The sequence below is a fragment of the Streptomyces sp. NBC_00236 genome, assembly GCF_036195045.1.
Lineage (GTDB): Bacteria > Actinomycetota > Actinomycetes > Streptomycetales > Streptomycetaceae > Streptomyces.
This window is the reverse complement of the sequence record NZ_CP108100.1, coordinates 2929639-2956027: the sequence shown is the minus strand read 5'-3', so window position 1 is coordinate 2956027 and position 26389 is coordinate 2929639. Positions and strand designations below refer to the sequence as shown.

26 protein-coding genes, 2 tRNA genes and 1 riboswitch are annotated in these 26389 nt (G+C 70.3%); of the genes, 17 read left to right on the top strand and 11 right to left on the bottom strand.

Translation table 11 applies throughout. The features are described 5' to 3' along the window. Positions 1–30 precede the first annotated feature (30 nt). Positions 31–633, top strand: coding sequence for an RdgB/HAM1 family non-canonical purine NTP pyrophosphatase (gene rdgB / locus OG446_RS13220; protein ID WP_328894226.1), 603 nt, complete (start codon positions 31–33; stop codon positions 631–633). Between the two features lie 48 nt (positions 634–681). Here rdgB and OG446_RS13215 read toward each other — a convergent pair. The 5 genes from OG446_RS13215 to bcp all read right to left on the bottom strand — a co-directional run bounded on the left by OG446_RS13215 (position 682) and on the right by bcp (position 4520). Beyond that, positions 682–756 (bottom strand) — tRNA-Leu (locus OG446_RS13215). Positions 757–771: 15 nt separating this feature from the next. Further along, entirely contained in the window at positions 772–1614 is an 843-nt protein-coding gene (locus OG446_RS13210; protein ID WP_328894225.1) for an HNH endonuclease signature motif containing protein, read from the bottom strand. After that, positions 1611–2111: an HNH endonuclease signature motif containing protein gene (locus tag OG446_RS13205; protein ID WP_443050102.1), complete on the bottom strand. Its 501-nt coding sequence runs from the start codon at positions 2109–2111 to the stop codon at positions 1611–1613. Before OG446_RS13205 ends, OG446_RS13210 begins: the two co-directional genes overlap by 4 nt. A 281-nt stretch (positions 2112–2392) precedes the next feature. Further along, entirely contained in the window at positions 2393–3889 is a 1497-nt protein-coding gene (proP, locus tag OG446_RS13200; RefSeq protein WP_328894223.1) for a glycine betaine/L-proline transporter ProP, read from the bottom strand. A 163-nt stretch (positions 3890–4052) separates the two neighbouring features. Next, complete coding sequence (bcp, locus tag OG446_RS13195) at positions 4053–4520, bottom strand: thioredoxin-dependent thiol peroxidase (RefSeq protein WP_328894222.1); 468 nt, start codon at positions 4518–4520, stop codon at positions 4053–4055. 127 nt (positions 4521–4647) lie between these two features. On the opposite strand from bcp, the gene OG446_RS13190 reads away from it, so the two are divergent. The 3 genes from OG446_RS13190 to OG446_RS13180 all read left to right on the top strand — a co-directional run bounded on the left by OG446_RS13190 (position 4648) and on the right by OG446_RS13180 (position 5833). After that, entirely contained in the window at positions 4648–4968 is a 321-nt protein-coding gene (locus OG446_RS13190) for a DUF3618 domain-containing protein (RefSeq protein WP_328894221.1), read from the top strand. Positions 4969–5014: 46 nt separating this feature from the next. After that, positions 5015–5353, top strand: coding sequence for a GroES family chaperonin (locus tag OG446_RS13185; RefSeq protein WP_136325477.1), 339 nt, complete (start codon positions 5015–5017; stop codon positions 5351–5353). Between the two features lie 56 nt (positions 5354–5409). Further along, positions 5410–5475: riboswitch (guanidine-III (ykkC-III) riboswitch) on the top strand. 37 nt (positions 5476–5512) lie between these two features. Further along, positions 5513–5833, top strand: coding sequence for a DMT family transporter (locus tag OG446_RS13180; RefSeq protein ID WP_018555875.1), 321 nt, complete (start codon positions 5513–5515; stop codon positions 5831–5833). A 42-nt stretch (positions 5834–5875) separates the two neighbouring features. Here OG446_RS13180 and OG446_RS13175 read toward each other — a convergent pair whose 3' ends face one another. Further along, positions 5876–8281 (bottom strand): transglycosylase domain-containing protein, encoded by a 2406-nt coding sequence (locus tag OG446_RS13175; protein ID WP_328894220.1) that lies wholly within the window; start codon positions 8279–8281, stop codon positions 5876–5878. Positions 8282–8453: 172 nt separating this feature from the next. Between OG446_RS13175 and OG446_RS13170 the strand changes: the two genes are divergently transcribed. From OG446_RS13170 to OG446_RS13155, 4 genes are all read left to right on the top strand, one after another. Then, complete coding sequence (locus OG446_RS13170) at positions 8454–9254, top strand: ABC transporter permease (protein ID WP_328894219.1); 801 nt, start codon at positions 8454–8456, stop codon at positions 9252–9254. Next, positions 9247–10122 carry an ABC transporter permease gene (locus tag OG446_RS13165; protein ID WP_328894218.1) on the top strand — a complete coding sequence of 292 codons (876 nt, stop codon included), beginning with the start codon at positions 9247–9249 and terminating at the stop codon, positions 10120–10122. The genes OG446_RS13170 and OG446_RS13165 overlap by 8 nt, the downstream gene beginning before the upstream one ends. A 29-nt stretch (positions 10123–10151) precedes the next feature. After that, positions 10152–11144, top strand: a complete 993-nt coding sequence (locus OG446_RS13160) for an ABC transporter ATP-binding protein (RefSeq protein ID WP_328894217.1) — start codon at positions 10152–10154, stop codon at positions 11142–11144. 61 nt (positions 11145–11205) lie between these two features. Next, positions 11206–11895: a DUF1707 domain-containing protein gene (locus OG446_RS13155; protein WP_443050269.1), complete on the top strand. Its 690-nt coding sequence runs from the start codon at positions 11206–11208 to the stop codon at positions 11893–11895. A 15-nt stretch (positions 11896–11910) separates the two neighbouring features. On the opposite strand, the gene OG446_RS13150 is transcribed toward OG446_RS13155, so the two are convergent. Beyond that, positions 11911–13155 (bottom strand): SGNH/GDSL hydrolase family protein, encoded by a 1245-nt coding sequence (locus tag OG446_RS13150; protein WP_328894215.1) that lies wholly within the window; start codon positions 13153–13155, stop codon positions 11911–11913. Between the two features lie 155 nt (positions 13156–13310). On the opposite strand from OG446_RS13150, the gene OG446_RS13145 reads away from it, so the two are divergent. Beyond that, a complete protein-coding gene (locus OG446_RS13145) occupies positions 13311–14699 on the top strand; it encodes a DUF445 domain-containing protein (protein ID WP_328894214.1) in 1389 nt (462 codons plus the stop codon). Positions 14700–14972: 273 nt separating this feature from the next. On the opposite strand, the gene OG446_RS13140 is transcribed toward OG446_RS13145, so the two are convergent. After that, positions 14973–15275 carry a hypothetical protein gene (locus OG446_RS13140; protein ID WP_018517962.1) on the bottom strand — a complete coding sequence of 101 codons (303 nt, stop codon included), beginning with the start codon at positions 15273–15275 and terminating at the stop codon, positions 14973–14975. Between the two features lie 200 nt (positions 15276–15475). Between OG446_RS13140 and OG446_RS13135 the strand changes: the two genes are divergently transcribed. The 3 genes from OG446_RS13135 (at position 15476) to OG446_RS13125 (ending at position 18194) form a co-directional block, all read left to right on the top strand. Continuing rightward, positions 15476–16987, top strand: coding sequence for an MFS transporter (locus tag OG446_RS13135; protein WP_328894213.1), 1512 nt, complete (start codon positions 15476–15478; stop codon positions 16985–16987). Beyond that, a complete protein-coding gene (locus tag OG446_RS13130) occupies positions 16984–17562 on the top strand; it encodes a TetR/AcrR family transcriptional regulator (RefSeq protein ID WP_328894212.1) in 579 nt (192 codons plus the stop codon). Before OG446_RS13135 ends, OG446_RS13130 begins: the two co-directional genes overlap by 4 nt. A 65-nt stretch (positions 17563–17627) precedes the next feature. Next, a complete protein-coding gene (locus OG446_RS13125) occupies positions 17628–18194 on the top strand; it encodes a hypothetical protein (protein ID WP_328894211.1) in 567 nt (188 codons plus the stop codon). A gap of 74 nt (positions 18195–18268) precedes the next feature. Here the strand turns inward: OG446_RS13125 and OG446_RS13120 are convergent, their stop codons facing one another. After that, complete coding sequence (locus OG446_RS13120) at positions 18269–18739, bottom strand: GNAT family N-acetyltransferase (protein WP_328894210.1); 471 nt, start codon at positions 18737–18739, stop codon at positions 18269–18271. 111 nt (positions 18740–18850) lie between these two features. On the opposite strand from OG446_RS13120, the gene OG446_RS13115 reads away from it, so the two are divergent. Then, a complete protein-coding gene (locus OG446_RS13115) occupies positions 18851–19837 on the top strand; it encodes an acetamidase/formamidase family protein (protein WP_328894209.1) in 987 nt (328 codons plus the stop codon). Between the two features lie 92 nt (positions 19838–19929). Here the strand turns inward: OG446_RS13115 and OG446_RS13110 are convergent, their stop codons facing one another. Next, on the bottom strand, positions 19930–21816 hold the full coding sequence (locus OG446_RS13110) for a serine/threonine-protein kinase (RefSeq protein WP_328894208.1): 1887 nt from the start codon (positions 21814–21816) through the stop codon (positions 19930–19932). Positions 21817–22269: 453 nt separating this feature from the next. Here OG446_RS13110 and OG446_RS13105 point away from each other — a divergent pair, with 453 nt between their 5' ends. Both OG446_RS13105 and OG446_RS13100 read left to right on the top strand, forming a co-directional pair. Then, complete coding sequence (locus OG446_RS13105) at positions 22270–22656, top strand: hypothetical protein (protein ID WP_328894207.1); 387 nt, start codon at positions 22270–22272, stop codon at positions 22654–22656. 200 nt (positions 22657–22856) lie between these two features. After that, a complete protein-coding gene (locus OG446_RS13100; RefSeq protein ID WP_328894206.1) occupies positions 22857–23471 on the top strand; it encodes a dihydrofolate reductase family protein in 615 nt (204 codons plus the stop codon). Between the two features lie 63 nt (positions 23472–23534). Here the strand turns inward: OG446_RS13100 and OG446_RS13095 are convergent, their stop codons facing one another. Further along, positions 23535–25205 (bottom strand): cellulase family glycosylhydrolase, encoded by a 1671-nt coding sequence (locus tag OG446_RS13095; RefSeq protein WP_328894205.1) that lies wholly within the window; start codon positions 25203–25205, stop codon positions 23535–23537. A 330-nt stretch (positions 25206–25535) separates the two neighbouring features. Between OG446_RS13095 and OG446_RS13090 the strand changes: the two genes are divergently transcribed. After that, positions 25536–25654 (top strand) — tRNA-OTHER (locus OG446_RS13090). A 256-nt stretch (positions 25655–25910) separates the two neighbouring features. Beyond that, positions 25911–26387, top strand: a complete 477-nt coding sequence (locus OG446_RS13085; RefSeq protein WP_328894204.1) for a cytidine deaminase family protein — start codon at positions 25911–25913, stop codon at positions 26385–26387. The last annotated feature ends 2 nt before the right edge of the window (positions 26388–26389 follow it).

Below are 26389 nucleotides of genomic sequence, written 5' to 3'. Positions count from 1 at the left end.
ACCTGACCCCGGCGCGGCGATAATCGATCCATGACCCGCCTCATCCTCGCCACCCGCAACGCCGGGAAGATCACCGAACTCCACGCGATCCTCGCCGACGCAGGCCTCACCCACGAGCTCGTCGGCGCGGACGCGTACCCGGAGATCCCCGACGTCAAGGAAACCGGCGTCACCTTCGCCGAGAACGCCCTCCTCAAGGCCCACGCCCTCGCCCAGGCCACCGGCCACCCCGCCATCGCCGACGACTCCGGCCTCTGCGTCGACGTCCTCGGCGGCGCCCCCGGCATCTTCTCGGCCCGCTGGGCCGGCACCCACGGCAACGACCAGGCCAACCTGGACCTGCTCCTGGCCCAGCTCGGTGACATCTCCGACCCCCATCGCGGGGCCCACTTCGCCTGCGCGGCCGCCCTCGCCCTCCCGGACGGCACGGAACGCGTGGTCGAGGGCCGCCTGCTCGGCACCCTGCGCCACGTCCCCGCCGGTGCGGGCGGCTTCGGCTACGACCCGATCCTCCAGCCGGAGGGCGATACCCGGACGTGTGCGGAGCTGACCCCGGCGGAGAAGAACGCGATCAGCCACCGGGGGAAGGCGTTCCGGGCGTTGGTGCCGGTGGTGCGGGAACTGGTGGGGTGACGCAGTGATGCCCGGCCCCTCGGAGGGGCCGGGCATCTCGCTGTCGGGTACGCCCGGTCGGATTCGAACCGACATACACGGCCACCTAAAGGCCGCCGCTCAAACCAGTTGGCGTGCGGGCGCATATCGCCGACTAGCTTACCGCTTCGGGGAGGCCGAGCGGGTGCGAGTGGAGAAAGTAGCTGTTTGGCTGTGGCATGAAGGGCAGAGATAGCGAAGGTTCTCGAGCCGGTTGTCCAAGCGGTCGCCACTGATGTGATCGATCTCCAGGACGAGCCGGCCTCCCCGCCATGTCTCGCCAGTTCCGCATCTCGCGCATTCCCGAGGAACCCCGACGTCGTCAAGTGCTCGTCTCAGGAACGGCGTACGCGTTCGGTATGCCCCGTCTTCCAGGCGGACGAGGATGCTGGCGGCGGATTTGCGGTGCGAGGAGCGTGTGCCGGCCGAATGGCCTTGGCCGGTGAAGTGGTCGATTGACAGGCCATACGCCTCAATATCCCGTTTCAGGCGGGCGCGAGCGCCGCCGTTGTCTACTTGACCCAGAGCACTCAGCACACCGGCGAGGCTTTGTGACTCGCCTACCGCGGCGGCCAGCTTGTGACGCGGCGTGCAGGGAGTCCCGTATCGGCGCCCGCTGGTGAAGTGGGACGTATCAATCCCGAGTCGATCGAGCTTCCTGCGTACGTAGCCGTAGGGGCTGTCGCTTGGTGGCAGGCCCATGTACTCGAACATCTCCCGGATGCTGTGGGAGTGGGCGGCGGCTTCGGCAAGGACCTCTTCCGGGTACGCGTGGTGCTCTCGATCCGGTAAGGCCTCCTCGACGAAGTGGGACGTGTCGATGGCGTAGTGCCGGAGCCGGTCGCGCACGTAGCGGCAGGACCTGGTGCCCAGCGGCGCGTCGAGGCGGCGCAGGACGTCGACGAGGCTGGTTGCGGCAGCGGCGGTTCGTGCGAGCACATCACGGGGGTACTTGCCGCTCATAGCGCCTTCCTGCGCTTGCGGCCGCGATAAGTATCGGTCGCGGCATGGCAGTTGGGGCACAGGATCCGGAGATTCTCCGGGCGGTTGTCCCACCAGTCGCCATTGATGTGATCCACTTCGAGCCGGAGAGGATCGCCTTGCCACTCGCCTTCGTTGCCGCAGACGGCACATTCATCGCCAATCCCCGTTTGGACGAGTTCCCGACGCAGTCGTTGGCCGGGGACCCGGCCCTCCGAAGGGGAGCCGAGCGTCAGGCGGCTCCCCAGCGTCCCTTTGGGGCGACGAGGCGGTGTGCGCACGAAATGTGATGTGTCGATCCCGAGCGCTGTGATGCGGCGGCTGATATGTGCGTGATTGCCGCCCACCGGATTGATGCCCAGGCGACGCACGACCTCGGCCACGCTCCCGGAACTGGCGGCAAGTTCGCGCAGCTTCTCTTTGGTGTGGCGCACCCTCGTGTCGACGAAGTGCGAGATGTCGATGTCCCACTCCGCCATCTTCCCCCGCAGATAACTCCGGCTCCCGGGCGTAGGCGTGCCTCCGCACCACCGCACAGCATCATTGGCGTTCGTCGTCTCGCGCGCTGCCTCGTGGAGCAGTTCACGCGTGTACCGAATCGGCACGTTCCCCTCCGTATCCGGCCGCCCGTTCGCGACCTCGTACGGAGTAACGAACCGTTTATCGGAGAGTCACGTCCGATATCCGACAAGATGCGGAATGGCCCGCCCCGCTTCGACGGCAATCGAAGCGGGGCGGGCCATTCGCCGTACCGAGCGGGTCAGAACTTCGGGTCCGGGGTCTGGGCCGCGACCAGTTCCTCCGCCTCCGCGCTCGTCTCCACCGAAGGGGGCGAGCCCGCCAGCGGCTTGTTCGCGGTCTCCTTCATGCAGGCCACCGCGATCACGCCCACCAGCGCCGCCGCCATCGCGTAGTACGCCGGCATCAGGTTGCTGCCCGACCAGCTGATCAGGGCCGTGATGACCAGCGGGGTCGTGCCGCCGAAGATCGACGCCGACAGGTTGTAGCCCACCGACAGGGACCCGTAGCGGACGTTCGTCGGGAACAGGGCCGGGAGCGCCGCCGACATCGTGCCGAGCATGCAGACCAGGGAGAGGCCCAGCATCAGCATGCCGATCGTGATGGCGGGGATGCTGCCCTGGCGGATCAGGAGGAAGGCGGGGAGGGAGAGGACCAGGAAGCCGATCATGCCCGTCATGAGGAGGGGCTTGCGGCCGAAGTGGTCGGAGAGCTTGCCGACCTGGCTGATGATCAGCATCAGGAAGACCATGACGGCGAGCAGGATCAGCAGGCCGTGGGTCTCGCTGTAGCCGAGTTCGTCGGAGAGGTACGTCGGCATGTACGACAGCAGCATGTAGTCGGTGATGTTGTACGCGCCGACCAGGCAGATGCAGAGGATGAGCGTCGGCCAGTAGTTGCGGAAGATCTTGGCGAGGTCGCCCTTCGCGGTGGTCTCCACGTGGTCCGCCGCCTCGGTGGCGTGTGCGGTGCCGCCCTCCAGTTTCTGGAAGGCGGGGGTCTCGTCGAGGCGCAGTCGCAGGTAGAGGCCGACGAGGCCGAGGGGGCCGGCGACGAGGAAGGGGATGCGCCAGCCCCAGGCTTCCATCTGGGTGTCGTTGAGGAGGGCGTAGAGCGCGGTGACGAGGCCGGCGGCGCCGACGTATCCGGCGAGGGTGCCGAATTCGAGGAAGCTGCCGAAGTAGCCGCGGCGCTTGTCGGGGGCGTACTCGGCGATGAACGTGGACGCGCCGCCGTACTCGCCGCCGGTGGAGAAGCCCTGGAGCATCCGGAAGACGATGAGGAGGATGGGGGCGCCTACGCCGATGGTGTCGTGGGAGGGGATGACGCCGATGGCGAAGGTGCCGACCGCCATGAGGATCATGGTGAGGGCGAGGACCTTCTTGCGGCCGATCTTGTCGCCCATGGGGCCGAAGAACATGCCGCCGAGCGGGCGTACGAGGAAGGCGACGGCGAAGGTGGCGAAGGAGGAGAGGAGCTGGGTGGTGTCGTTCCCGGACGGGAAGAAGACATGGCCCAGGGTGGCGGCGAGGTAGGAGTAGATGCCGAAGTCGAACCACTCCATGGCGTTACCGAGCGACGCCGCCTTGACCGCGCGCTTGACCGCCTGGTCGTCCGTGATGGTGATGTCCGTCCGGCGCAGCTTGGGGTTCTGGCGCTTTCGGATGGCACGGAAGAGGGCGGGGTGGCGTTTGACCGCTTCGGGGTCGGCCGCCTGGTGGGGGTCGGAGGCCGCCATGGCCGGGTCCTTTCCTCGGTGGGTGTTCCAGGAAAGGCTTCTGCGCGGTCATGGCGGGTGCAAACCGAATCGGCCGGGGATTGGGATGTCCATCACATGTTTTCGGCCGTTCGGCCCAATCCCCGGGGGTTTCCGGACGGTTTCCGGATGGTTTGGCCTGCGGTCAGATGCCGAGGTCCTTGATGATCTTGGCGACGTGGCCGGTGGCGCGCACGTTGTAGAAGGCGTGCTCGACCTTGCCGTTCTCGTCGACGACGATCGTGGAGCGGATGACGCCCATCACCGTTTTGCCGTAGTTCTGCTTCTCGCCGAAGGCGCCGTAGGCCTCCAGGGTCTCCTTGGCGGGGTCGCCGACCAGGGTGACCTTGAGGTTTTCCTCGTCGCGGAATTTGGCGAGCTTCTCCGGCTTGTCGGGGGAGACGCCGATGACGTCGTATCCGGCGGTGGCCAGGAGGTCGAGGTTGTCGGTGAAGTCGCAGGCCTGCTTGGTGCAGCCGGGGGTGAGGGCGCGGGGGTAGAAGTAGACGATGACCTTGCGGCCTTTGTGGTCCGCGAGCGAGACGTCGTTCCCGTCGGCGTCGGGGAGGGTGAAGGCGGGGGCGGTGTCGCCGGGCTTGAGTCGCTCGCTCATGGTTCTCCTCGTTGGTACGTGGGGTGTACGGGACCGAGCGTAATAGGGGTGCCGCCGGGTGCGGGAGCGGTCGAGCTGACAGACTGTCGATGAAGGTTTACCGGACGAGGACCACGGAGGCGGCGCAGTGTCGGATGCCAGGAGCCCTGCGCAGATCGAGGCGGACATCATCAGCAGGCGCGAGCAGCTCGCGGTGGTGCTCGATGAGATCGGGGTGCGGGTGCACCCGAAGACGATCGTTGGTGACGCGAAGGCGAAGGCGGCCGAGGCCGTGGACCGGACGGCCGGGCGGGCGTTCGTCGCGGTGAACCGGACGGTGTCGGACGTGAAGGCGCAGTTCGTGTCGGAGGATGGTGCGCCGCGTCTGGAGCGGGTGATTCCGGCGGCGTTGCTGGTGGTGGGTGTGGTGGGTCTGGTCGTCGTGTCGGGGCGGCGCAGGAAGCGGTGACCCCCGAGGGAGTGCGCTCGCCTCGCGGCCGGGTAGGTTGCGGGGCGTGAGCGAGAACAGCGACGACAAGCTGCCCATCCGGATGCTGCACGACCGTGTGCTGGTCCGGTCCGATTCGCCCGAGGGCGAGCGGCGTTCGGGCGGCGGCATTCTGATTCCGGCGACGGCTGCGGTCGGGCGCCGGCTGGGGTGGGCCGTGGTGGTTGCGGTGGGGCAGAACGTGCGGACGGTGGAGCCGGGGGACCGGGTGCTGTACGACCCCGAGGACCGGGCCGAGGTCGAGGTGCGGGGCGTGGCGTATGTGCTGATGCGGGAGCGGGATCTGCATGCGGTGGCTGCGGACCGCTTCGAGGGTTCGGTGGATTCGACCGGCTTGTACCTGTAGTCCCCGGTGGTGGTGTGCGAGGCCTGGTGACCGTGGTCACCAGGCCTTTTGCCTGTTCTTTGCTACGGTGGTGGGACCCCGACGAGACGCGCCGTACCGGGTTTCCGTAAAGACGACGCACCCGTTTTGTTCGTGTGTTCTGTCGTCGGAGGTGCCGTCATGGCGTGGGTTCTGTTGGTGGTCGCGGGTCTGCTGGAAGTGGCCTGGTCGATCGGGATGAAGTACACCGAGGGGTTCACGCGGCTGTGGCCGAGTGTGTTCACGGGGCTGGGGATCGTGGCGAGCATGCTGTTGTTGTCGCATGCGGCGCGGACGTTGCCGATCGGTACGGCGTACGGGGTGTGGGTCGGTATCGGTGCGGCGGGTGCGGCGGTGCTGGGCATGGTGGTGCTGCATGAGCCGGTGACGGCGGCCCGGATCTTCTTCGTGTGTCTGCTGCTGGTGGCCGTGGTGGGGCTGAAGGCGACTTCGGGTCACTGACGTCACCTGATGTGACCTGACGCCAACCGACGCCAACCGACGTCATGGACGGGTGGCGGGGGCGCGGGTGCCGCGGGCGCCTTCGAGGATGCCGCCGCCGTTGTCTCCGCCACCGTTGTCGTTTCCCCCGTTGTCTCCGCCGCCGTCGTCCTCGCCGCCTGTGTCGCCGCCGTTGGCGCCGCCTTCGGTGTCCGTGCCGCCGTTCGTGAGGCCGCCGATGGGGTTGTCGGTGGTGCCGGGGGTGGTCTCCGGGGTCGACGGGGTGGTGGGCGGGGCGCTGGAGGACGTGGTGGGTGCGGTGCTGGAGGGGGTGCGGGAGGGCTGTCCGGTGGTGCCGGGTGCGGTGTCCTCCTCGCTGGGGAGTTCGGTCTCGTCGGTTCCGCTCTCCAGATTGAGGTGGAAGTTGGCGACCGGGGTGCCGCGCAGGGCGGTGCGGGTGTACTGGGCCCAGGTCTGGGCGGGGGCGCCGCCGCCGTTGATGCGGGGCAGGCCGAGCGCTCCGTAGAGGGACTCCTGGGCGCCGGTGTCGGGGTCCTGGCCCATGACGGCGATGACGGTGGCGAGGTCGGGGGTGTAGCCGGCGAACCAGGCGGCCCTGTCCTCCTCGGCGGTGCCGGTCTTTCCGGCGGAGGGGCGGCCGGAGCCCTGGGCGGCGGTGCCGGTGCCGCCGTCGACGACGCTCTGGAGGATTGACGTGGTGGTGTCGGCGGCTTCGCGGGTGACGGCCTGCTTGGTGGTGCGGCCGGGGAGCCTGACGCTCTCGCCGTCCTTGGTGACCTGGTCGACGAGGACGTGGTCGCCGTGCCTGCCGTGGTCGGCGAGGGTGGCGTAGGCCTCGGTCATGTCGAGGACGCTGGCGGTGGAGGGGCCCAGGGCGATCGACGGTGATGCGGTGAGGTCGGGGGTGTCCTTCGGGATGCCGAGGTCGATGGCGGTGGTGCGTACCTTCTCGGGGCCGACGTCCTCGGCCATCTGCGCGTAGACGGCGTTGACGGACTTGTCGGTGGCGGTGCGGACGGTGATGGGGCCGTAGCTGACGTCGTCCTCGTTGGCGGGGTCGTATCCGGTGGGTCCGTCGGGTCCCTGGACCATGCGTTTGTTGGTGCCGTCGTAGATGGTGCTGGGGGTGATGCGGCGGCCGTCCTGGGTGGTGGAGCGGTTGGCGACGGCGGAGGTGAAGACGAACGGTTTGAAGGTGGAGCCGACCTGGTAGTCGCGGCGGGTCGCGTTGTTGACGTACTGCCGGGTGTAGTCGATGCCGCCGTACAGGGCGAGGACGCGGCCGGTGGCGGGGTCGATGGAGGCGCCGCCGACGCGGACGTTGCGGTCGGCCTTGTTCTTCTTGCTGGTCTTGGACATGACGTTGTCGTCGACGGCTTCGACGAGGGCGTCCTGTTTCTTCTTCTCCAGCGTGGTGGTGATGCGGTAGCCGCGGGTGGCGAGGGTCTTCTCGTCGAGGATGTCGTTCTGGATCAGGTAGTCCTCGACGGCCTGGACGATGTAGCCGCGCTGTCCGGAGAGGCTGTTGGCGGGCTTGACGGGGCCGGGCAGGGGGAAGGTGAGGGCGGCGCGTTCGCCGGCGCCGAGCCAGTCCTCCTTGACCATGCCGTCGAGTACGTAGTTCCAGCGGGCGAGGGCCGCGGGTTTGTTCTCGGGGTGGGTGATGACGTCGTAGGCGCTGGGGGCGTTGAGCAGGGAGGCGAGGTAGGCGCCTTCGGCGGTGGTGATGTCGCCGATGTCCTTGCTGTAGTAGGCCTGGGCGGCGGCCTGGATGCCGTAGGCGTTGCGGCCGAAGTAGCTGGTGTTGAGGTAGCCCTCGAAGATCTGGTCCTTGGTCTCCTCGCGGTTGAGCTTGATCGCGATGAAGAATTCCTTGATCTTGCGGACGACGGTCTGTTCCTGGCCCAGGTAGTAGTTCTTGACGTACTGCTGGGTGATGGTGGAGCCGCCCTGTTTGCCCTTGCCGGTGAGGGTGTTCCAGCCGGCCCGGACCATCGCCTTGATGTCGACAGCGCGTTCGGAGTAGAAGTCGCGGTCCTCGGCGGCGAGGACGGCGTGCTGGACGGTGCGGGGGACCTGGGCGAGTCTGACGTTCTCCCGGTTCACCTCGCCGTCGCGGGCGATGACGCTGCCGTCCTTGTAGAGGTAGACGTTGGACTGGGCGGTGGCGCTGGCGTTGGCGGGCGGGATGTCGACGAGTTGGTAGCCGGCGATGAATCCGCCGATCAGGACCAGTGCGACGAGGAGGACGGCGCCGAGGACCATGCGCCAGGTGGGGATCGCGCGGCGCCAGCCGGTGCGTTTGGGGCGTTTGGGCTTCTTCTGCTTTCCCGCGCCCTTGGCCTGGGTGCCCTGATCCGCGGGGGCGGCGGCGTCGGCAGACAGGTCCCTGGGGGTCCAGCCCGGGTCTGCCGGGTCCCCGTTCGGCTGCTGTGGCTCGTCGCTCATGTCGGTGCAGACTCCTCGGCCGCGGTCAGTTCCCCCATACTGCACTTTTCTGCGGAATAACCACCGGATCGACCTCGGAAAAGCGGTCGCGGCGGTTCCCCCGGCTGGACTAGGCTCCTGCGCTTTGGTGTCCGCGCACGGCGAGGCACCCCGATCGTGGGGGGTGGTTGAGGTGCGGCTCTATGCCGTGGTGGCGGCGGGCGGGTTCCGGCGCTATGCCACGTACCGGATCGAGACGGCCGCGGGGGTGTTCACCAACACCGTCTTCGGTTTCATTCTGGCGTACACGTACATGGCGCTGTGGGACGAGCGTCCGCAGCTCGGCGGGTACGACATGTCGCAGGCGCTCACGTATGTGTGGCTGGGCCAGGCGCTGCTGATGACGTGCGTGATGATGGGCGGCGGCTTCGAGGACGAGCTGATCGAGCGGATCCGTACGGGTGATGTGGCGGTCGATCTCTACCGGCCGGTCGATCTTCAACTGTGGTGGCTGGCTGGTGACTTGGGACGGGCGGCGTTTCACCTCCTGGGGCGCGGCATCGTGCCGATGGTCTTCGGCTCGCTCGTCTTCGATCTGGCGATGCCCGGGTCGCCGGGGACCTGGGTGGCTTTCCTGGTCGCGGTGGCGCTGGGGGTCGTGGTGAGTTTCGCGATCCGCTATCTGGTCGCGCTGTCGGCGTTCTGGCTGCTGGACGGGGCGGGGGCGGCGCAGATGGCGTTCCTGGCGGGGATGTTCTTCTCGGGGATGCTGCTGCCGCTGAACCTGTTCCCGGGGCTGCTGGGTGAGGTGGCGCGGGCGCTGCCGTGGTCGGCGCTGCTCCAGGTGCCGGCGGATGTGTTCCTCGGGAAGCACACGGGCTGGGGTCTGGTGCGGGTGTACGCGTTCCAGGCGGGCTGGGCGCTGGTGCTGTTGCTGGCGGGGCGGCTGTTGCAGTCGGTGGCGACGCGGAGGGTGGTGGTTCAGGGTGGCTGAGTCGGTGGAGTCGGCGGCTGTGGGGGAGGAGCTCGGGGCGGCGGTGTTCGTCCCGCGTTCGCGGTGGGTCGAGGGGGTGCGGGCGTACGGGCTGATCGTGGCGATGTGGCTGCGCTCGACGATGGCCTACCGGACGTCGTTCGTGCTGACGACGTTCGGGAACTTCGCGGCGACGGCGTTCGACTTCGTCACGATCCTGCTGATGTTCTCCCACATCGACGTGCTGGGCGGTTACACGCTGCCGGAGATCGCCCTGCTGTACGGGTCCGCGGGTACGGCGTTCGGGCTGGCGGATCTGCTGATGGGGTCGATGGACCGGCTGGGCCGGCGGGTGCGGGACGGCACGCTGGACACGTTGCTGGTGCGGCCGGTGCCGGTGCTCGCGCAGGTGGCGGCGGACCGGTTCGCGCTGCGCAGGCTGGGGCGGGTGTCGCAGGGGGCGCTGGTGCTCGGCTATGCGCTGGTGACGCTGGACATCGAATGGACGGTGGCGAAGGTGCTGCTGGTGCCGTTGATGGTGCTGAGCGGTACGGCGATCTTCGCCGCGGTGTTCGTGGCCGGGGCGGCGTTCCAGTTCGTGGCGCAGGACGCCTCGCAGGTGCAGAACTCCTTCACGTACGGAGGCGCCACGCTGCTCCAGTACCCGCCGACGGTCTTCGCGACGGATCTGGTGCGCGGGGTGACGTTCGTCGTGCCGCTGGCCTTCGTGAACTGGCTGCCGGCGCTGTATGTGCTGGGCCGGGACTACCCGCTGGGTCTGCCGGACTGGGTGGCGTTCCTGCCGCCGCTGGTGGCGGGTGCGTGCTGGGCGGTCGCGGGCCTGGCGTGGCGGGCGGGGCTGCGGGCGTACCGGAGTACGGGAAGTTGACGCGGGGCGAGCGGGAAGAGGCGACGGACATGGGCGTGAGTGTGGATACGGATACGGACTTCATCGAGCTCGACGGGGTCGAGAAGGTTTTCGACGTCCGTCGCAGGACGGGCTTCCTGCGCAGCGAACGGCGTGAGGTGCGGGCCGTCGACGGGATCAGTTTCCGGGTGGGGCGCGGTGAGATGGTCGGCTACATCGGCCCGAACGGGGCGGGGAAGTCGACGACGATCAAGATGCTGACCGGGATCCTCACCCCGAGTGCCGGTTCGCTGCGGGTGGCGGGCATCGACCCGTCCCGGGAGCGTACGAGGCTGGCGCAGCGCATCGGTGTGGTCTTCGGGCAGCGCACCACGCTGTGGTGGGACCTGCCGCTGCGTGACTCGTACCGGCTGATGCACCGGATGTACCGGATTCCCGATGACCGCTTCCGGGTGAACATGGACCGCTGCATCGAACTCCTCGATCTGGCCGAGCTGTTGGATGTGCCGGTGCGTCAGTTGTCGTTGGGGCAGCGGATGCGGGGCGATATCGCGGCGGCGCTGCTGCACGATCCGGAGGTGCTGTACCTGGATGAGCCGACGATCGGTCTCGATGTGGTGTCGAAGGCCAAGGTGCGTGGTTTTCTACGGGACTTGAATGCGGAGCGCGGTACGACGGTGCTGCTCACCACCCACGATCTGACCGATATCGAGCAGCTGTGCAAGCGGGTGATGGTGATCGATCACGGGCGTCTGATGTATGACGGCGCGCTTGCCGGGCTGCATGAGGTGGGGGAGAGCGAGCGGATGCTCGTGGTGGATCTGGAGCGTGAACTCCCGCCGATCGTGCTGGAGTCGGAGCACTCGGTGCGCACGGTGAAGGTCGAGGGGGCGCGGCAGTGGCTGGCGTTTCCGGCGTCCGCTTCGGCGGCGCCGCTGGTGGCGCGGATCGCCGCGGAGTACCCGTTGTCGGATCTTTCGGTGCGGGAGCCGGACATCGAGGCGGTGATCGCGAAGATGTACGCGTCGGCTCCCGGCCTGTAGTGCGGTGACGGGAGCGGACACGTTCAATAGGCTGCTCGGTATGACAAGCGAACTTCCGGAGATGCGTGCCTCCGATGCCGAGCGTGAACGGGTCGCCGAGGTTCTGCGTGAGGCGGTGGCCGAGGGCCGTCTGCAGATGGAGGAGTTCGAGCAGCGGCTCGACGCGACGTACAGGGCTCGCACGCACGGTGAGCTCGAACCGCTCGTCCGCGATCTGCCGGCCCCCGGTGGCGGGGCGGTGGCGCCGGCCGTCGCGGGGCAGCGGCCCCCGACGGGTTCGCTGGCCCGCTGGTCGGACCGGGTGGGCAAGCCCGCCACGTCGAGGGGCGCTTTCGCGTTCTGGGGCGGGTTCTCCCGTCGGGGGAACTGGACGGTCAGCCGGGTGTTCACCGCGTTCGCGATGTGGGGCGGCGGCGAGATCGATCTGCGCGAGGCGAACTTCGAGGACGGCGAGGTGGTCGTCCGCTGTTTCGCGATCATGGGTGGCATGCAGGTGACGGTTCCGCCGGAGCTGAACGTCGAGGTTCGCGGGATCGGCATCATGGGCGGTTTCGGGGAGCACACGAAGGACGACGGGTTCCCCGCACCCGATGCTCCCCGGGTGCGGGTCACCGGCCTGGCGCTGATGGGCGGTGTCGGTGTGGAGCGCAAGCGGAGCAAGGCCGAGAAGCAGCGTGAGCGCGATGCCGAGCGGCGGCGGCTGAGCGACGCGGAGCGTCCGCGGCTGGAGAAGGGCGACGGCGACCGTTAAGAACAGGCCTTTCGCCTACAGCGCGTCCGACGACGGCTGGGCGCGCAGCAGGGAGGCCACGTCGGCGAGGGAGCCCAGGCGCTGGTAGCCGTCGTCGTTCAGGTGGAGGTGGTCGCCGGAGTCGTAGGCGGGCAGCAGCCGGTTCGGCCGCGACGGGTCCTGGACCGCGAGGTCGAAGTCGAGGAACTCGTCGAAGACTCCGCCGGCCCGGATGGCCTCGTTGACGTGTTCGCGTACGGCGTTCCGGGCGGGGGTCCAGTTGCCCTGGCCCTCGTACGGCATCAGGGTCGCGCCGATGACCCGTAGCCCGCGGGCGTGTGCGCGCTCGGTCAGGGTGTGCAGGGCGTCCACGATCCGTGCGGGGTTGCCTTCCTGGGGGAAGGCCTGGATGTCGTTGATGCCGAGGGCGATGACGACGGTCTTCACCCCGGTGACGGCCAGGACGTCACGGTCGAAGCGGTCGAGGGCGCGCGGTCCGACGCCGCCCAGCAGGATGCGGTTGCCCCCGATGCCCTGGTTCACGACCGCGTACCGGCCGGCCAGCCGGTCGGCGAGGACGTCGGGCCAGCGGCTGTTCGCGTCGGTGGTGGAGCCGCTGCCCGCGGTGAGCGAGTCGCCGAACGCCACGAGTGTTCCGGTGGCGGCCCTGCCCCGCACGTCGACGGCGGTGAGGTAGCGCCAGTCGGTGGTGGGCCTGGTTCCCTGCGGGCCCTCGGTGGAGGACGTCTGGTGGCTGTTGGGGTGGACGGTGACCGGGCCCCGGGCGGTGGGAGTGCGCAGCGTGACGACGAGATCGGCGTCGGCGGCGACCGGGACGACGACCGCGTCGCTGATGATCTGGCCCCCGGCGGGGATCGTGACGTAGGCGGCGTTGCGGAACGTCACCGGGACGGCGTTCACGGTGACGTGGTCGACGAGCAGCGGGTGCGTACCGAAGAGGTTGGAGAGGGTGATGCGGGCCGCGTCGCCGCCGATGCTGGTGTGCACGACGTTACGGATGGTGCGCAGGCTCGGGTCCGGGCCCTGTTCCGGGTCGGTCGCGCCGAGGACGGGTGCCGCGGCCCAGGTGGCGAGCCAGAGGCCGGTGGAGCGAGCCGGGGCGGCGGGGGTGCGGGCCACGCCCTGCGGGCCTGCGGCGGCCTCGGCCTTCGCCCGGGGCTCGGTGAACAGCAGGGAGCCGGTGAACGCCACGAGGGCGGCGAGCGCGGCGGTGCCCACCAGGAGGGCTATGAGCAGGGCGGATCCCTGGCGCCTGGGCATGGACGGTGTGTCTCCTCAATCGTTCGTGGGCCGGACCCATGATGCGGCAGGGCTCGGGGAACTCGACGTGCGGCCCGGGAGTAGGTCAGGTAGGCACAATGCGTACGGGGCGCCGGGGGCGCCGGGGGCGACGGTTACGCGGACGGGTGGAGCGGATGGAACGGATCGAAGGCACGGCCGAGGACGCGGCGGCCGGCACGGCGGACACCGGCACGGGCCCGGGCGGCCCCGGGGAAGGGCCGGGGCGCCGAACGGGGCCCCGCCCGTCGGCGTCCCTGGCCTCGTTCGCGTACACGGCCGCCGACGAGGAGAAGCGTCGTGGCGTACGCCGTATGAAGACCACGGCCACTGGCCTCCTTCTGTTGGTCGCACTGGTGTACGTCCTCGCCACCTGGGCGAAGAACGAGGGGGTGGGCGGCTGGCCGGGCTTCGTCGCAGCGGCCGCCGAGGCGGGAATGGTGGGTGCGCTGGCCGACTGGTTCGCGGTCACCGCTCTCTTCAAGCGTCCGCTCGGACTGCCGATTCCGCACACCGCCATTATTCCCAACAAGAAGGACCAGCTGGGGGCCTCGCTCGGTTCCTTCGTCGGTGAGAACTTTCTGTCGGGCGGGGTCGTCCGTGACCGGATCCATTCCCTCGCCATCGGAGGCCGGGTGGGCGCCTGGCTCGCGGAGCCGGAGCACGCGGACCGGGTCACGGCCGAGCTGGCGACCGCGCTGCGGGGCGCGCTCACCGTGCTCCGCGACTCGGATGTGCAGGCGGTGGTCGGTGAGGCGATCACCCGGCGGGCGAACGCGGCGGAGGTCGGCCCGGGTCTCGGCAAGATGCTGGAGAAGGTCGTCGCCGACGGCGGCCACCGCAAGGTGGTGGACCTGGTCTGTGTGCGGGCGCACGACTGGCTGGTGCAGCACGGCGACTCGGTGATGGACGCGGTGCAGGGCGGTGCGCCGGGCTGGACCCCGCGGTTCGTGGACAAGCGGGTGGGCGAGCGGGTCTACAAGGAGCTGCTGCGGTTCATCACCGAGATGCGTGACATGCCGGGGCACCCGGCGCGCGGCTCGATCGACACGTTCCTGACCGACTTCGCGGCCGACCTCCAGACGGATTCGGAGACCCGGGCCCGGGTGGAGCGGCTGAAGTCGGAGATCCTGGGGCGCGGCGAGGTCCAGGACGTCATCGCGTCCGCCTGGTCGTCCGTCCGGCAGATGGTGATCGCGGCCGCGGAGGACGAGCGGAGCGAGCTGCGGCTGCGGGCCCGTGCCTCGCTGATGTCGCTGGGCGCCAGGCTGGCGACGGACGGGCGGCTCCAGGCGAAGGTAGAGGGCTGGCTGGAGGACGCGGCGGTGTATGTCGTGACGACGTACCGGGCGGAGATCACGTCGCTGATCAGTGACACGGTGGCCGGCTGGGACGCGGACCAGACGTCGAAGAAGATCGAGGCCCACATCGGCCGTGACCTGCAGTTCATCCGGATCAACGGCACGGTGGTGGGTGCACTGGCGGGACTGGTGATCTATTCGGTGTCGCGGGCGTTCGGCGCCTGAGAGCGCCTGAGAGCGCCTGAGAGCGCCTGAGAGCGCCTGAGAGCGCCCGCGAGGTGCCCGCGAGGTGCTCGCGAGGCGCTTGAGAGGCGTGTGAGATGCGTCCGACAGGCGTGTGAACGGCGCCTCAGGTTGGCCTGAAAGCAGTCCTCCGGGGGACCGGGTGCGTATCCGCCCTGTCGATTCGTTCGGATACGCACCCGGGTTACGCGGGGGAGTGCCCATCAGTACGCGTGCCGGGCCGCCCGCGTTCACCCCGGCCGAAAAAGTCTCCGCTCAGGCGGCGCGGCGGGTGACGGCCCAGGACGCGGCGGCCACGGTGCCCGCCACGGTGAACACCGCGGGCCAGGCGCCGACCTTCTTCGCCAGCGGGTGCGATCCCGCGAAGGCGGCCACATAGGCGGTGGTCAGGGCGACGGCGGCCCGCGGCCCCGCCTGCCGGTTCCACTCGTACGCGGCGACGCCTCCCGCGGCGGCGAGCGCGACCCCGCCCAGCGGCCGCTTCCTGGTCCACCGCGCGACGGCGTAACCACCGACCAGTCCGCCCGCCGCCACCGCCGCTGCCGGAACCTTCGCCATCGCAGCCACCTCAGCCTTCTCGTAGATCGTCACCGGACCTGCGGCGTGTCCGCCCGTACCGGCTCTCGGATCCGAGGCTAACGCGGTCTTCGGGCATCCCGTCGCCGAGGGGGTGCACAAGCGTTTACCCTGGGGGTGAACGCTTGTGCACCCCTCCTGCCCCTGCTTCCTTCCGGCAGCCGAGCACCGTACGGAGACACATGCCCGCGGACCTACCCGTCCCAGCGCCCCCCGCCCCTTCCGGCGTCCGGCCTCCGCACCCCCGCTTCGCGGTCGGCGTGCTGGCCTTCTGCGGGGTCGTCGTCGCGGTCATGCAGACCATCGTCGTGCCGCTGCTCCCGCACATCCCCGAGCTGACCGGCGCCACCCCCGCCGCCGCGAGCTGGCTGGTCACCGTCACGCTCCTCACCGGTGCGGTCTTCACCCCGGTCCTCGGCCGGGTCGGCGACATGTACGGCAAACGCCGGGTGCTGGTGGCCTCGCTCGCGGTCCTGGTCGTGGGCTCGGTGCTGTGCGCGGTCAGCTCCCACATCGGGGTGCTGATCACCGGCCGCGCCCTGCAGGGCGCGGCGATCGCCGTCGTACCGCTGGGCATCAGCATCCTGCGCGACGAACTGCCGCCCGAACGCGTCCTGTCCGCCGTCGCCCTGATGAGCTCGACGCTCGGCATCGGCGCGGCGATCGGCCTGCCCGTCGCCGCCCTCGTCGTGGAGAACTTCGACTGGCACACGATGTTCTGGGTCTCCGGCCTGATCGGCCTCGTCGACATCGTGCTGGTGCTGCGCTGCGTACCCGAATCCCCGCTGCGCACCCGTGGCCGCTTCGACGCGGTCGGCGCGCTGGGCCTGTCGGCCGCCCTCGTCTGTCTGCTGCTCGCGGTCACCCAGGGCGCCGACTGGGGCTGGGGCTCGGTCCGCACGGTCGGCCTGCTCGCGACCGCCGTGGTCGTGGCGCTGCTCTGGGGTGCGTACGAGCTCCGCGTGACCACACCCATGGTCGACCTGAGGGTCTCGGCGCGCCCGGCCGTCCTGCTGACCAACGTCGCCGCCCTGCTGATCGGCTTCGCGTTCTACGCGAACTCGCTGGTCACCGCACAGATGGTGCAGGAGCCGAAGTCCACGGGGTACGGGCTCGGCGCCTCGCTCGTCGTCAGCGGACTGTGCCTGCTGCCGGGCGGGGTGGCGATGGTGGCGCTGTCACCCGTCTCGGCCCGGATATCGGCCAGGCACGGCCCGAAGGTCAGCCTCGCGCTCGCCGCCGGGATCATCGCCGTCGGCTACGGGGTGCGGTACTTCACCAGCCACAGCCTGTGGCTGATCATCGCGGGTGCCACGGTCGTCGCCTCCGGCACGGCCATCGCGTACTCGGCGCTGCCCGCCCTCGTGATGCGCGGAGTGCCGGCCGGCGAGACCGGTGCGGCGAACGGTCTCAACACCCTCATGCGGTCGATCGGCCAGGCCTTCTGCAGTGCGACGGTCGCCGCGGTCCTGGCCAACATCACGTTCCGGGCGGGCGGCAGAACGGCTCCGACGCTCCACGCGTACCAACTGGTCTTCGTCATCGCGGCGGGCGCGGCACTCGCCGCCCTGGCCGTGACGCTGTTCCTGCCGGGCGGGAAGCCGGCCCGGACGGGTACGGTCGAGGAGAACGGCAAGGCGCCGGACGCCCGTAAGGAGGGTGTGCGGACGGCAGAATTCAAGGAGGGCGCATGACCGGTGGCCAGGCCATCGCGACGGCCCCCGTCCCCGCGGACGCGGGCAGCGGCCGGGACGCGATCCTGCGCGCTGCGCGACGGGCGTTCACCCAGCGTCCGTACGCCGAGGTGACGATCCGCAAGATCGCCGCGGACGCCGGCGTGAGCCCGTCCCTCGTGGTCAAGCACTTCGGCCGCAAGGAGGAACTCTTCAACACCGTGGCCGACTTCGGCCCGGCGGCCGCGGAACTCTTCGACGCCCCGCTCGACGTCCTGGGCCGCCACATGGTCGTCACGGTGGTGACGCACCGCCGCGAACTCAAGTCCGACCCTCTGCTGCGCGTCGTGTTCTCCCTCGGCAACCAGGACGAGCGCTCCCTGCTCCGCGACCGCTTCCACGAACAGGTCACCGGCGCCCTGACCGCCCGGCTCCCCGGCCATGACCGCGCCCTGCGCGCCGAACTCCTGGCCGGCCTCCTCCTGGGCCTCGGCGCGACGCTCGGCCTCCACCGCGAGGGCGCGGGCGCGAGTGCCACCCCGGAACGCATCGCCGACCTCTACGCGCCCGCCCTCCAGAAGCTGATCACGGGCTGATCGCGGACGGCTCGCCGACCGGGACCGCGCGGTATGGTCTGGGCCAACCGACGAGGGGGCCCCACATGTCTGTTCGCGTCCGCATCCGCACGTCCACGGCCGCACTGGCGATGACAACCGCTCTGGTGGGGGCCCTGGCCGGCTGCACCGGGGCGAGTACGTCACAGGGCCCCGGGGGCGATGTCCCGTACGTCCCACCCTCGGCGAACGCGTCGGCGGTGAACAAGGAGATCGAGCAGGACGAGGCCGAGGCGGCGGCCGACGCGGAGGCCTCGGAGGCGGCTGCGGCGAGCGCGGCACAGGAGGAGGCCATGAACAGGCCTCAGGAGGTACGCAGCGCCTTCGCCGGCCTCCAGGCCACGTACCAGGACGGCTGCGCACCCGGGGACGGCAACTGTGCCTACTTCCTCGGCCGGGTGAACGACGAACTGAACGGCCTGGACAGGTCGATGAGGGCCGACGGCGGCGGGCCGAACCACTTCAAGGAGCCGATGGGCTGGATCAGCGTGCTGCGCACCAAGCTGGCCGGTGACAGCACAACGGCCAACCTGGAGAAGCACCGTAAGCAACTGCTGGGCACGCGCGACCGCGTCAACACCTGGATGCAGGGCCACCCGGAGGACTACCGCTGAGCCCGGAAGGGGCGGGTAGGGGACGGCAAGCCCGCCGTAGGCCTGCGCCCGCCCCCGTGGACAGCTCCCGCCGGCTACGCCAACTCCCGCTCCGCGACCACCTGATCCCCGCTCAACTCACCGGTGGGCCGGAAACCGAGCTTCCGGTAGAACTCCTCGGGCCCACGCGCACCAGGCACGTACGTCACGGTCGTCCGTGTGCTCCCCCGCCCCCGCAGCTCGTCGTTGACGGCCTCCACGGCGAACCGCCCGTATCCGCGCCCCTGGTGTCCGGCGTCGATGTTCAGCCGCCAGAGCCCGGAACGGAAGGGGTCGTCGGGCGTCCCGGGGGCGAACTGCACGCCGATGAACGCCATGACGAAGCCCACGAACGTCTCGCCGTCGGCGATCAGCCGGGGCCACGCGATGTCGGGCGTGGTGTAGGCCTGGGCCAGCGACCAGGCGACGGGCTCCACGAGCTTGCTCTGGTCGGGCCGGACCGTGAGTGCGCAGGCTGCTTCGACGTTGTCGGATGTGACCGGCACGAGCCGGAGCGATGAGGACATCCCGGCAACCTACATTCGGGCGCGGGATCCGCGCCCGGAATTAACTCCCGAGAAGCCCCCCGGCGGACCGTGTTGTGTCACCCGCGCACCCGCGTAAGGATCGACGGTGCCGTGCGGCGGGCCGGCCACCGGACGGACGGCCACCGCACCGAACTCGACCTGGAGGCCGGACCGTTCATGACTGACTTCAGCATCCACCGCGGACAGGCGCACCACACCTGGGACCGGACCATCGCCCCTGTCGCCACGCTCGCCCCCGGCGACGAGGCCGTCCTGGAGTTCCAGGACGCGAGCGGCGGGCAGCTGGGCAGGGCGTCGACCGCCGCGGAGCTCACCACGCTCGACTTCGCCACCCTCAACCCCGTCACCGGACCGCTGCACGTGGCCGGGGCCGAGCCGGGGGACGCGCTCGTCATCGACATCCTCGACGTACAGGTGGGGGAGTGGGGCTGGACCGCCTGTCTGCCGGGCTTCGGGCTGCTCGCCGACGACTTCCCCGACCCCCACCTGCGGATCTCGTCCATCGGCGACGGCCACGCCGAACTGCTGCCGGGTCTGCGGATCCCCGTCGTGCCGATGATCGGCACGATCGGCGTCGCCCCTCCCGAGCCCGGACCGCACTCGGTCATCCCGCCCCGCCGCTGGGGCGGCAACATGGACATCCGCCACATCGGCCCCGGCGCCCGGCTGATCCTGCCCGTCGGTGTGGAGGGCGCCCTGCTCTCGGCGGGCGACGCGCACGCCGCGATGGGCGACGGCGAGGTGTGCGGTACGGGGGTCGAGACCCGGGCGACGGCACGGCTGCGTGTGGACGTGCGCAAGGGCGCGGCGCCCCGGACGCCCGTGATCGAGACCGACCCGGTGAGCGCCCGCGCCGGAGCTGCCCTGGCGACGACCGGTATCGTCCCGGACCTGATGGAGGCGGCCAGGGACGCCGTCCGTGCGCTGATCGACGAGATCACGGCCCGCACGGGACTCGCCCCGCAGGACGCGTACCTGCTGGCGAGCGTGGCGGCGGACCTGCGGATCTCCGAGGTGGTGGACGCGCCGAACTGGGTGGTCACGGCCCATGTGGAGCGGGACCTGCTGGGCGCGTAGGCGCGCGGCGGACGCGGACGGGGACGCGGACGGGGGCGGCGGGCGCGCGGTTCACGCGGTCCGCCGCCTCCGGACTCCCTGCAGCGCGCCCGTCACCTGGCCGCGTTGCGCCAGACGGTCAGGTCGATCGTCATGTAGTCACTGGGCGAGTCGTCGGCGGAGTGGCCCTGGTACGTCAGGAGCGCCAGGTGCCCCGTACCCGTGATGACGCAGACCTGCCGGCCCTTGGTGAGCTTCTCCAGACCGATGTCGTCGGCGAACCGGGTCTCCGTCCGGCAGATGTCCAACGACCCCTGCTGCCCCGGGTCGAGCAGGATGAGCTTCCCGCCTTCGGCCTCGGCTTCGAGATAACCGCCGGAGTCGTAGGTGAGTTCGTACCCGGCGTCCTCGCCGTCCTGCGGGCGGACGTCCTCGTCCCCCAGCGTCAGGTGGTAGCCCTGGGTGAGGTTGATGCCGGTGAAGTCGACGGGTTCGGGGTCCGACGTCGCGGACGGCATCGGATCCGTCGCGGCACCCGAGCTCCCGTCCCCCTCCGCAGCCGGGGTCGGCGTCGAGTTGTTCTTCTTCGTCGGGGTGCTGCCGCCCTTGGGCGAGTCGCTGCTCTGCGACGACTTCCCCTCATCCTTGAGCAGGAAGTACGCCGTCCCGCCGCCCGCGACGCCGACGACGAGTGCGACGGCGATGGCGATGGCGGCGACCCGGCCACCGCGGCGCTTCGGGGGCTGCGGCGCGGCGGGGCCCTGGGGCGGGAGATGCCCGGGGTGCGTCTGGGCCTGCGCCGGGTACGCGGCGGGGAACGGCGCCGGTGTGTGCGCCTGCGCGGCCTGCCCGGCCGGCGGCTGCACCGGATAAGGACTCTGAGGAGCCGGGGGCTGCGGGTTCTGAGGAGCCTGCGGGCCCTGCGCAACCAGCGGCACCTGGCCGGGCGGCGGCGTGACCGGCGGGCCGAACCCCGGGGGCGGCGTACTCGGAGCCGCCGGGGCCGTGGGCGCGTACCCGGCCGACGGGGCGGTGGCCGGGGCGGTGGCCGGAGGCGGCGGGGTCTGGACGGGGGCCGGGGCCGCCGCCCGTACGGTGATGTCGGCGGCCACCGGGCTCGGCAGCCAGTCCTCGGGGCGCCGCAGCACCGTCTCCGCGTTCGCGGTCTGGCACAGCGCGATGACCTCGGCGACCGAGGGCCTGGCCTCCGCGTCCTTGGCCAGGCAACGGCTGACGAGCTCCATCAGCCGCTCCGGCACACCGGTGAGGTCCGGCTCCTCGTGGACGATCCGGTAGAGCACCCCGTGCGAGGTCCCCTCACCGAAGGCCGGTGAGCCCGTGGCCGCGAACGCCGCGACCTGACCGAGCGCGAAGATGTCGGTGGCCGGAGTGACCCGGCGCCCCGCGGCCTGCTCCGGGGCCATGAACGACGGGGTGCCGATGGTGACGCCGCTGCCGGTGAGCGAGGTCGCGTCGGCCGCGTACGCGATACCGAAGTCGATGACGCGCGGGCCGTCGGCGGCCAGCAGCACGTTCGACGGCTTGAGGTCGCGGTGCACGATGCCCGCCCCGTGGATGACGTGCAGCGCCTCCGCCATACCGGCGATCAGCAGCAGCACGGCCTCGACCGGCAGCGCCCCGTGGGCGACGACCGCGTCGGCGAGGGAGGGCCCCGGCACGTACGCGGTGGCGAGCCACGGCTGCGCGCCGTTGGTGTCGGCGTCGATGACGGGCGCGGTGAACAGCCCCTGCACACGCTGCGCGGACTGCACCTCCTGCGCGAACCGCCGCCGGAACTCGGGGTCCTCGCCGAACTCGGGACGGATCACCTTGATGGCGACGGGCCGTCCGCCGGGTGTGTACGACAGGTACACCTTGCCCATGCCGCCCGCACCGAGCTTGGCGGCGAGCCGGTATCCGGCGATGGTGACCGGGTCGTCACCCGCCAGTGGCTGGAAGACCTGGGAGGCGCTGCCGCGCTGTGGCTGCTGACCGCTCATGAACTCATAACTCCCCCGGAGAGCACTGCTGTAGAACCGGCACCCTATCCAAATCCGGCCGGGCGCAGTACGTGTGTTCCGGGCGGTTCGTACGTTCCTGCGGGCGGGGCTGTGACAAAGCCCGGTCATGCCGTTCCTGGTCGCTCCCGCGCACTCGCGCCGGTGCGCCGCGCAGGTCCGCCACCCCGCCCGGCCCGATGGACTCGCCGCCCCGCGCGCCGGGGTCGGTCGCCGCGTACGACTGCGACGGGGCGGCGCCGGACGCGCCAACGGGGGGCCGCCCCGGCCTCCTCCGGGATCGGCATCGCCGAGGGGTGTCGTCCTGGTGCCGATGCTCGGACTGCCCATGCCTGCAAGGGACTTATGCGCTGGACCCCTTGCCCCGGGCTGCGGCATGATCACGTGTTCGAGGGGCGGCATGCTCGGTCGCCCCGATGGGAGGGAGACGGTCTGATGCGTATCGGCTCGAAGACCAAGGCGATCGGCACGGTCCTGGCGAGCGGAGTGCTCGTGCTCGGGATGTCGACGGCTGCCTCGGCGGCCACCATTCCGGCGGCCGGCTACGGCTACGCCGAGTGGAACGCAGACCCGTCCGGTTCGACACCGGGCGACGCGCTCAGGGCCTGTGACAACAACGCCGATGGCTACGGTGTCACGGCGAAGCTGCTGAACTCGAACTACGACATCCTTCGCACGGCGACCACGTCGGGACTCAGTGCTGGGCACTGCAGCGTCTGGAAGACCGGCAACCTGCCCGAGGGCAACAGGTACCTGATCATCACCTATCGGACCAAGGGCGGCGACGAGCTGACGCTCGACCACGGGTTCGTCTCCTCCTGACCGTGTGTCCCGCGGGCGCCGCGGCCCTCATCGCACGGTGGGTCCGCGGCGTTCCGGTGTGAGCGATCGCCCGGGAGTCCGGGACGACGCCGCCCATGCGGAAGGTGCCGTTCCCGTTGCGTGGCGGGCACGTCTGTTTGATCATGACTGCCGACGGGCGCCGAGCCGGCGGCGTCCGGCCGACGGACGAAAGGTCCTACGTGCGCAAGCTCGTGTACTTCATCGCCTCCACCCTCGACGGCTTCATCGCCGGTCCGGACGGCGCCGACCCGACCGGTCCGGACGGGTTCTGGCCGATTCCGGAGGACTACGTCGCGCACTTGATCGCCGAGTACCCGGAGACCCTTCCCGGGCCGGCCCGCGCCGCGCTGTCGATCACGGCGGAGGGCACACACTTCGACACGGTCGTCGAAGGGCGCCGCTCCTACGAGATCGGTCTCAAGGCCGGTGTCACGGACGCCTATCCGCATCTGCGGCACCTCGTCTTCTCCCGCACGCTGGGCGAGAGCCCCGACCCCGCCGTGGAGATCGTCGCGACCGATCCGGTCGCGCGCGTGAAGGAGCTGAAGCAGGAGGACGGCAAGGACATCTGGCTCGTCGGCGGTGGCGAGCTGGCCGCTTCCCTGTACACCGAGATCGACACGCTCATCGTCAAGTTGAGCCCGATGACGATCGGTGCGGGCATCCCGCTGTTCGGCCGGGAGGCCTCGTTCGAGCCGGCCGCCTGGGCGCTCGGGAGCCACAAGGTCCTGGCGAGCGGGGCCGCGTACCTGACGTACGAGCGCAACGCCACGACGCTCACCGTCAGCAACTGACCGGCCCGGCCGGGGCGTGTGCCTCCACAGCGGCGCGGCACTTGTGGAGGCACACGCGCCGGATCAGCTCGCGGCGCAGGTGGCGCCGCTGAGGGTGAACGCGGCCGGGGCCGCGTTCGTACCGCTCTGGCTGCCGGTGAAGCCGACCGTGACCGAGCCGTTCGCGGCGATCGTGGAGGTGTACGACGCGGGCGCGACGTTCACCGAACCGCCGGTCTGGGTGGGGGTTCCGCCCCACATGTTGGTGACGGTCTGGCCGTTGGCGAAGGCGAAGCCGAGCGTCCAGCCGTCGATCGTGGTGGTGCCGGTGTTGCGGATGGTGATCTCACCCTGGAAGCCACCCGACCACTGGTTCACGACGCGGTAGCCGACGGAGCAGCCGACGCCCGGTGTGGTGCCGCCCTCGTCCGTGGTGACGGTCACCGTGGCCGAGCGCGCCGAGCGGTTCCCCGCCGCGTCGCGGGCGTACACGGCGAACGTGTACGCGGTGTCGGCGGTGAGGCCGGTGACGGAGACGCCGGTGGTGGCGGAGGCGGCGACGGCCGTCTCCGTGGTGCCGTTGACGCGGACGACGGCGTAGCCGGCGACGGCAACGTTGTCGGACGACGCGGTCCAGGTCAGGGCGGCGGAGGTGTCCGTCACCGCGGAGGCGACCGGGGTACCCGGAGCGGTGGGGGCCTCGGTGTCCTCGGAGGCGCCGCCGAAGACGGTCGCCTCGCGGGAGGTCTGGGCGATGCCGTTGGCGCCGTGGAAGATGCGCTCACCCCAGGAGCTGAGCTGCGTGGGGTCGAAACCGATCGTCAGGTCGAGGATCGGGTCGGTGTTGCCGCTCCAGGACCAGGCGATGTAACCGAGCTGCAGCTGCTCGGCGGTGGCCATCATCGTGTCCTCGTCGGGGTCGCCGTACTGGTCGGCCGGTCCCCCGAACTCCCCGATGAGCAGCGGCAGTCCGGCGTCCACGAAGGCGTTCAGGTAGTCGGTGACCTTCTGGGCCGTGTTGTAGACGCTGTACATGTGGATCGAGAAGATCAGGTTGCCGGTGGTGTCGGCGTCGTACACGGCCTGGGCGTTGTCCCGCATGACGCCCTGCCAGTCCTGGCCCCAGTTGGGCGCGTCCACCATGATCGTGTGCGCGAACCCGGCGGTGCGCAGCTTCTGGATCGCGGCGGTCGTGGGTGCGGTCCAGCCGGCCGGATTCGTGTTGCCCCAGGGCTCGTTGCCGATGTTGATGATGACGTAGTCCTCCTGGCCGGCGAGGACGTCCTTCAGGCTGATCCAGTAGTCGGCGGCGTGATCGAGCGTGCCGGCCGCGGCGTCCTCCCCGTACCCCGTGGTGTCGTGCACCTCGAGTACGCAGATGAGCCGGTTGGCCTTGCACTGGGCGATGACGGCGGCCACGTCGTCGGGCCCGTTCCTGGTCCAGCGGAAGCCGTCGGAGAGCACGACGCGGACGGTGTTGGCGCCCGTCGCCTTGATGTCGGCCAGCGACTGGGTCTCGCCGGGGTACCAGGTATGGGCGTGGTTGACCCCGCGCATGACGAAGTCGTTGCCGTTGCCCTCGACCAGCCGGCCGTCGCTGATGTGCAGCCCGGTCGCGGCGGATGTGGCGGCCTGCGCCGGGGCGAGGCCGCCGAGGGCGAGGAGCCCGAGGAGGGTGACCAGGGCGGTCAGGAGGGCGGTGACGGGATGCTTGTGCGCCGGGTTCTTCTTCGTCGTGCTTCTTGCTGTTCTCACTGCGGCTCCAGGGGGTGAGCGGGATCAAGAGCTGAGCATCGACAGACGTTTCCAAGCTGTGTGGGAGCGCTCCCACAGTTATGCGCTCCTATGAAGCCATTGAGTCAGGGGCACGTCAATACATCGGACGGATTCGGGGTTGGCGACCTCCGCGGCAGCGGTCATGGGCCAACGGGCCCGGCTGATGTTCACGAGAAGTCGTTCCGTCGTTCCGGCGCAACTTCCGTGGCACTTCAGCAGTGGCCGCCGGTGCCGGACAACGGCTCGCCGTACACCGGACGGTCGTCTACCTTGAGGCGGAGCGGGATGGCGCGCCGTCTCGCAGGCCGTGGTGCCGTGGCAGAGCGGCCCATTGCGATCGGCGTGAGCGAGGTCCCGCTCACGGCGACTGATGGGGACGGGGCGGGCCTGCCCCTATCCGTCCGCGGGTTCGAATCCCGTCGGCACCGCGGCCGGCATCGCTGCTTTCCGGGAGAGCCGGTAGAGCCGGGAGAGCCGGGACTTCTGGGACGGTCCTGGTCCGGCGGCGACTGCGGCGGCCGCGGCGGCCGGGGAAGAGTTGGAGGCAGCTCTCATCTCTCACTCGTCACGGTGCGGTGCCGGCCAAGCGTTGGGGTGGGCGACGCCTCCACGCTGCCGAAGTGAGCACCCGCACGGACGTTGAGCGGGAACCGCTGCTTGAGGGCGCGGCCTATCATGCGCGGCATGGACATTCCCTGCCGCGAGCTGACATCCGAGGACCTCGAACTCATCGCCTTCGCCAAGCGCATTGTCGACGCGAACACCGATGGTGAGGAGGGGGCGCACACCATGGGCGCCGCCGTGCGCGGGGCCGACGGAAAGATCTACGGCGGCATCAACGTCTACCACTTCACCGGCGGCCCGTGCGCCGAACTCGTCGCGCTGGGGCACGCCCGCGCGTCCGGTGCCAGGGAGCTCACGACGATCGTCGCGGTGGGCAATCTCGAACGGGGCGTCTTCGACCCGTGCGGCCGGGACCGTCAGGTGCTCTTCGACTACCACCCGGGTATCAGGGTCATTCTTCCCACGGCCGACGGCCTGCGGAGCGTCCGGATCAGGGACCTCATGCCGCTTGCCGCCGGGTGGACCATCGACGGCGGGGCGCACGCCTTCGGCGTGAACTCCACCGAAGGGGCCGGGGCCGACCGCCCGGCCGTGTGAGC

Coding starts and splice junctions, on each gene's coding strand:
- rdgB (WP_328894226.1), top strand. CDS start 31: ATGACCCGCCTCATCCTCGCCACCCGCAACGCCGGGAAGATCACCGAA.
- OG446_RS13210 (WP_328894225.1), bottom strand. CDS start 1,614: ATGAGCGGCAAGTACCCCCGTGATGTGCTCGCACGAACCGCCGCTGCC.
- OG446_RS13205 (WP_443050102.1), bottom strand. CDS start 2,111: ATGGCGGAGTGGGACATCGACATCTCGCACTTCGTCGACACGAGGGTG.
- proP (WP_328894223.1), bottom strand. CDS start 3,889: ATGGCGGCCTCCGACCCCCACCAGGCGGCCGACCCCGAAGCGGTCAAA.
- bcp (WP_328894222.1), bottom strand. CDS start 4,520: ATGAGCGAGCGACTCAAGCCCGGCGACACCGCCCCCGCCTTCACCCTC.
- OG446_RS13180 (WP_018555875.1), top strand. CDS start 5,513: ATGGCGTGGGTTCTGTTGGTGGTCGCGGGTCTGCTGGAAGTGGCCTGG.
- OG446_RS13175 (WP_328894220.1), bottom strand. CDS start 8,281: ATGAGCGACGAGCCACAGCAGCCGAACGGGGACCCGGCAGACCCGGGC.
- OG446_RS13160 (WP_328894217.1), top strand. CDS start 10,152: ATGGGCGTGAGTGTGGATACGGATACGGACTTCATCGAGCTCGACGGG.
- OG446_RS13155 (WP_443050269.1), top strand. CDS start 11,206: ATGCGTGCCTCCGATGCCGAGCGTGAACGGGTCGCCGAGGTTCTGCGT.
- OG446_RS13150 (WP_328894215.1), bottom strand. CDS start 13,155: ATGCCCAGGCGCCAGGGATCCGCCCTGCTCATAGCCCTCCTGGTGGGC.
- OG446_RS13145 (WP_328894214.1), top strand. CDS start 13,311: ATGGAACGGATCGAAGGCACGGCCGAGGACGCGGCGGCCGGCACGGCG.
- OG446_RS13140 (WP_018517962.1), bottom strand. CDS start 15,275: ATGGCGAAGGTTCCGGCAGCGGCGGTGGCGGCGGGCGGACTGGTCGGT.
- OG446_RS13135 (WP_328894213.1), top strand. CDS start 15,476: ATGCCCGCGGACCTACCCGTCCCAGCGCCCCCCGCCCCTTCCGGCGTC.
- OG446_RS13130 (WP_328894212.1), top strand. CDS start 16,984: ATGACCGGTGGCCAGGCCATCGCGACGGCCCCCGTCCCCGCGGACGCG.
- OG446_RS13125 (WP_328894211.1), top strand. CDS start 17,628: ATGTCTGTTCGCGTCCGCATCCGCACGTCCACGGCCGCACTGGCGATG.
- OG446_RS13120 (WP_328894210.1), bottom strand. CDS start 18,739: ATGTCCTCATCGCTCCGGCTCGTGCCGGTCACATCCGACAACGTCGAA.
- OG446_RS13110 (WP_328894208.1), bottom strand. CDS start 21,816: ATGAGCGGTCAGCAGCCACAGCGCGGCAGCGCCTCCCAGGTCTTCCAG.
- OG446_RS13105 (WP_328894207.1), top strand. CDS start 22,270: ATGCGTATCGGCTCGAAGACCAAGGCGATCGGCACGGTCCTGGCGAGC.
- OG446_RS13085 (WP_328894204.1), top strand. CDS start 25,911: ATGGACATTCCCTGCCGCGAGCTGACATCCGAGGACCTCGAACTCATC.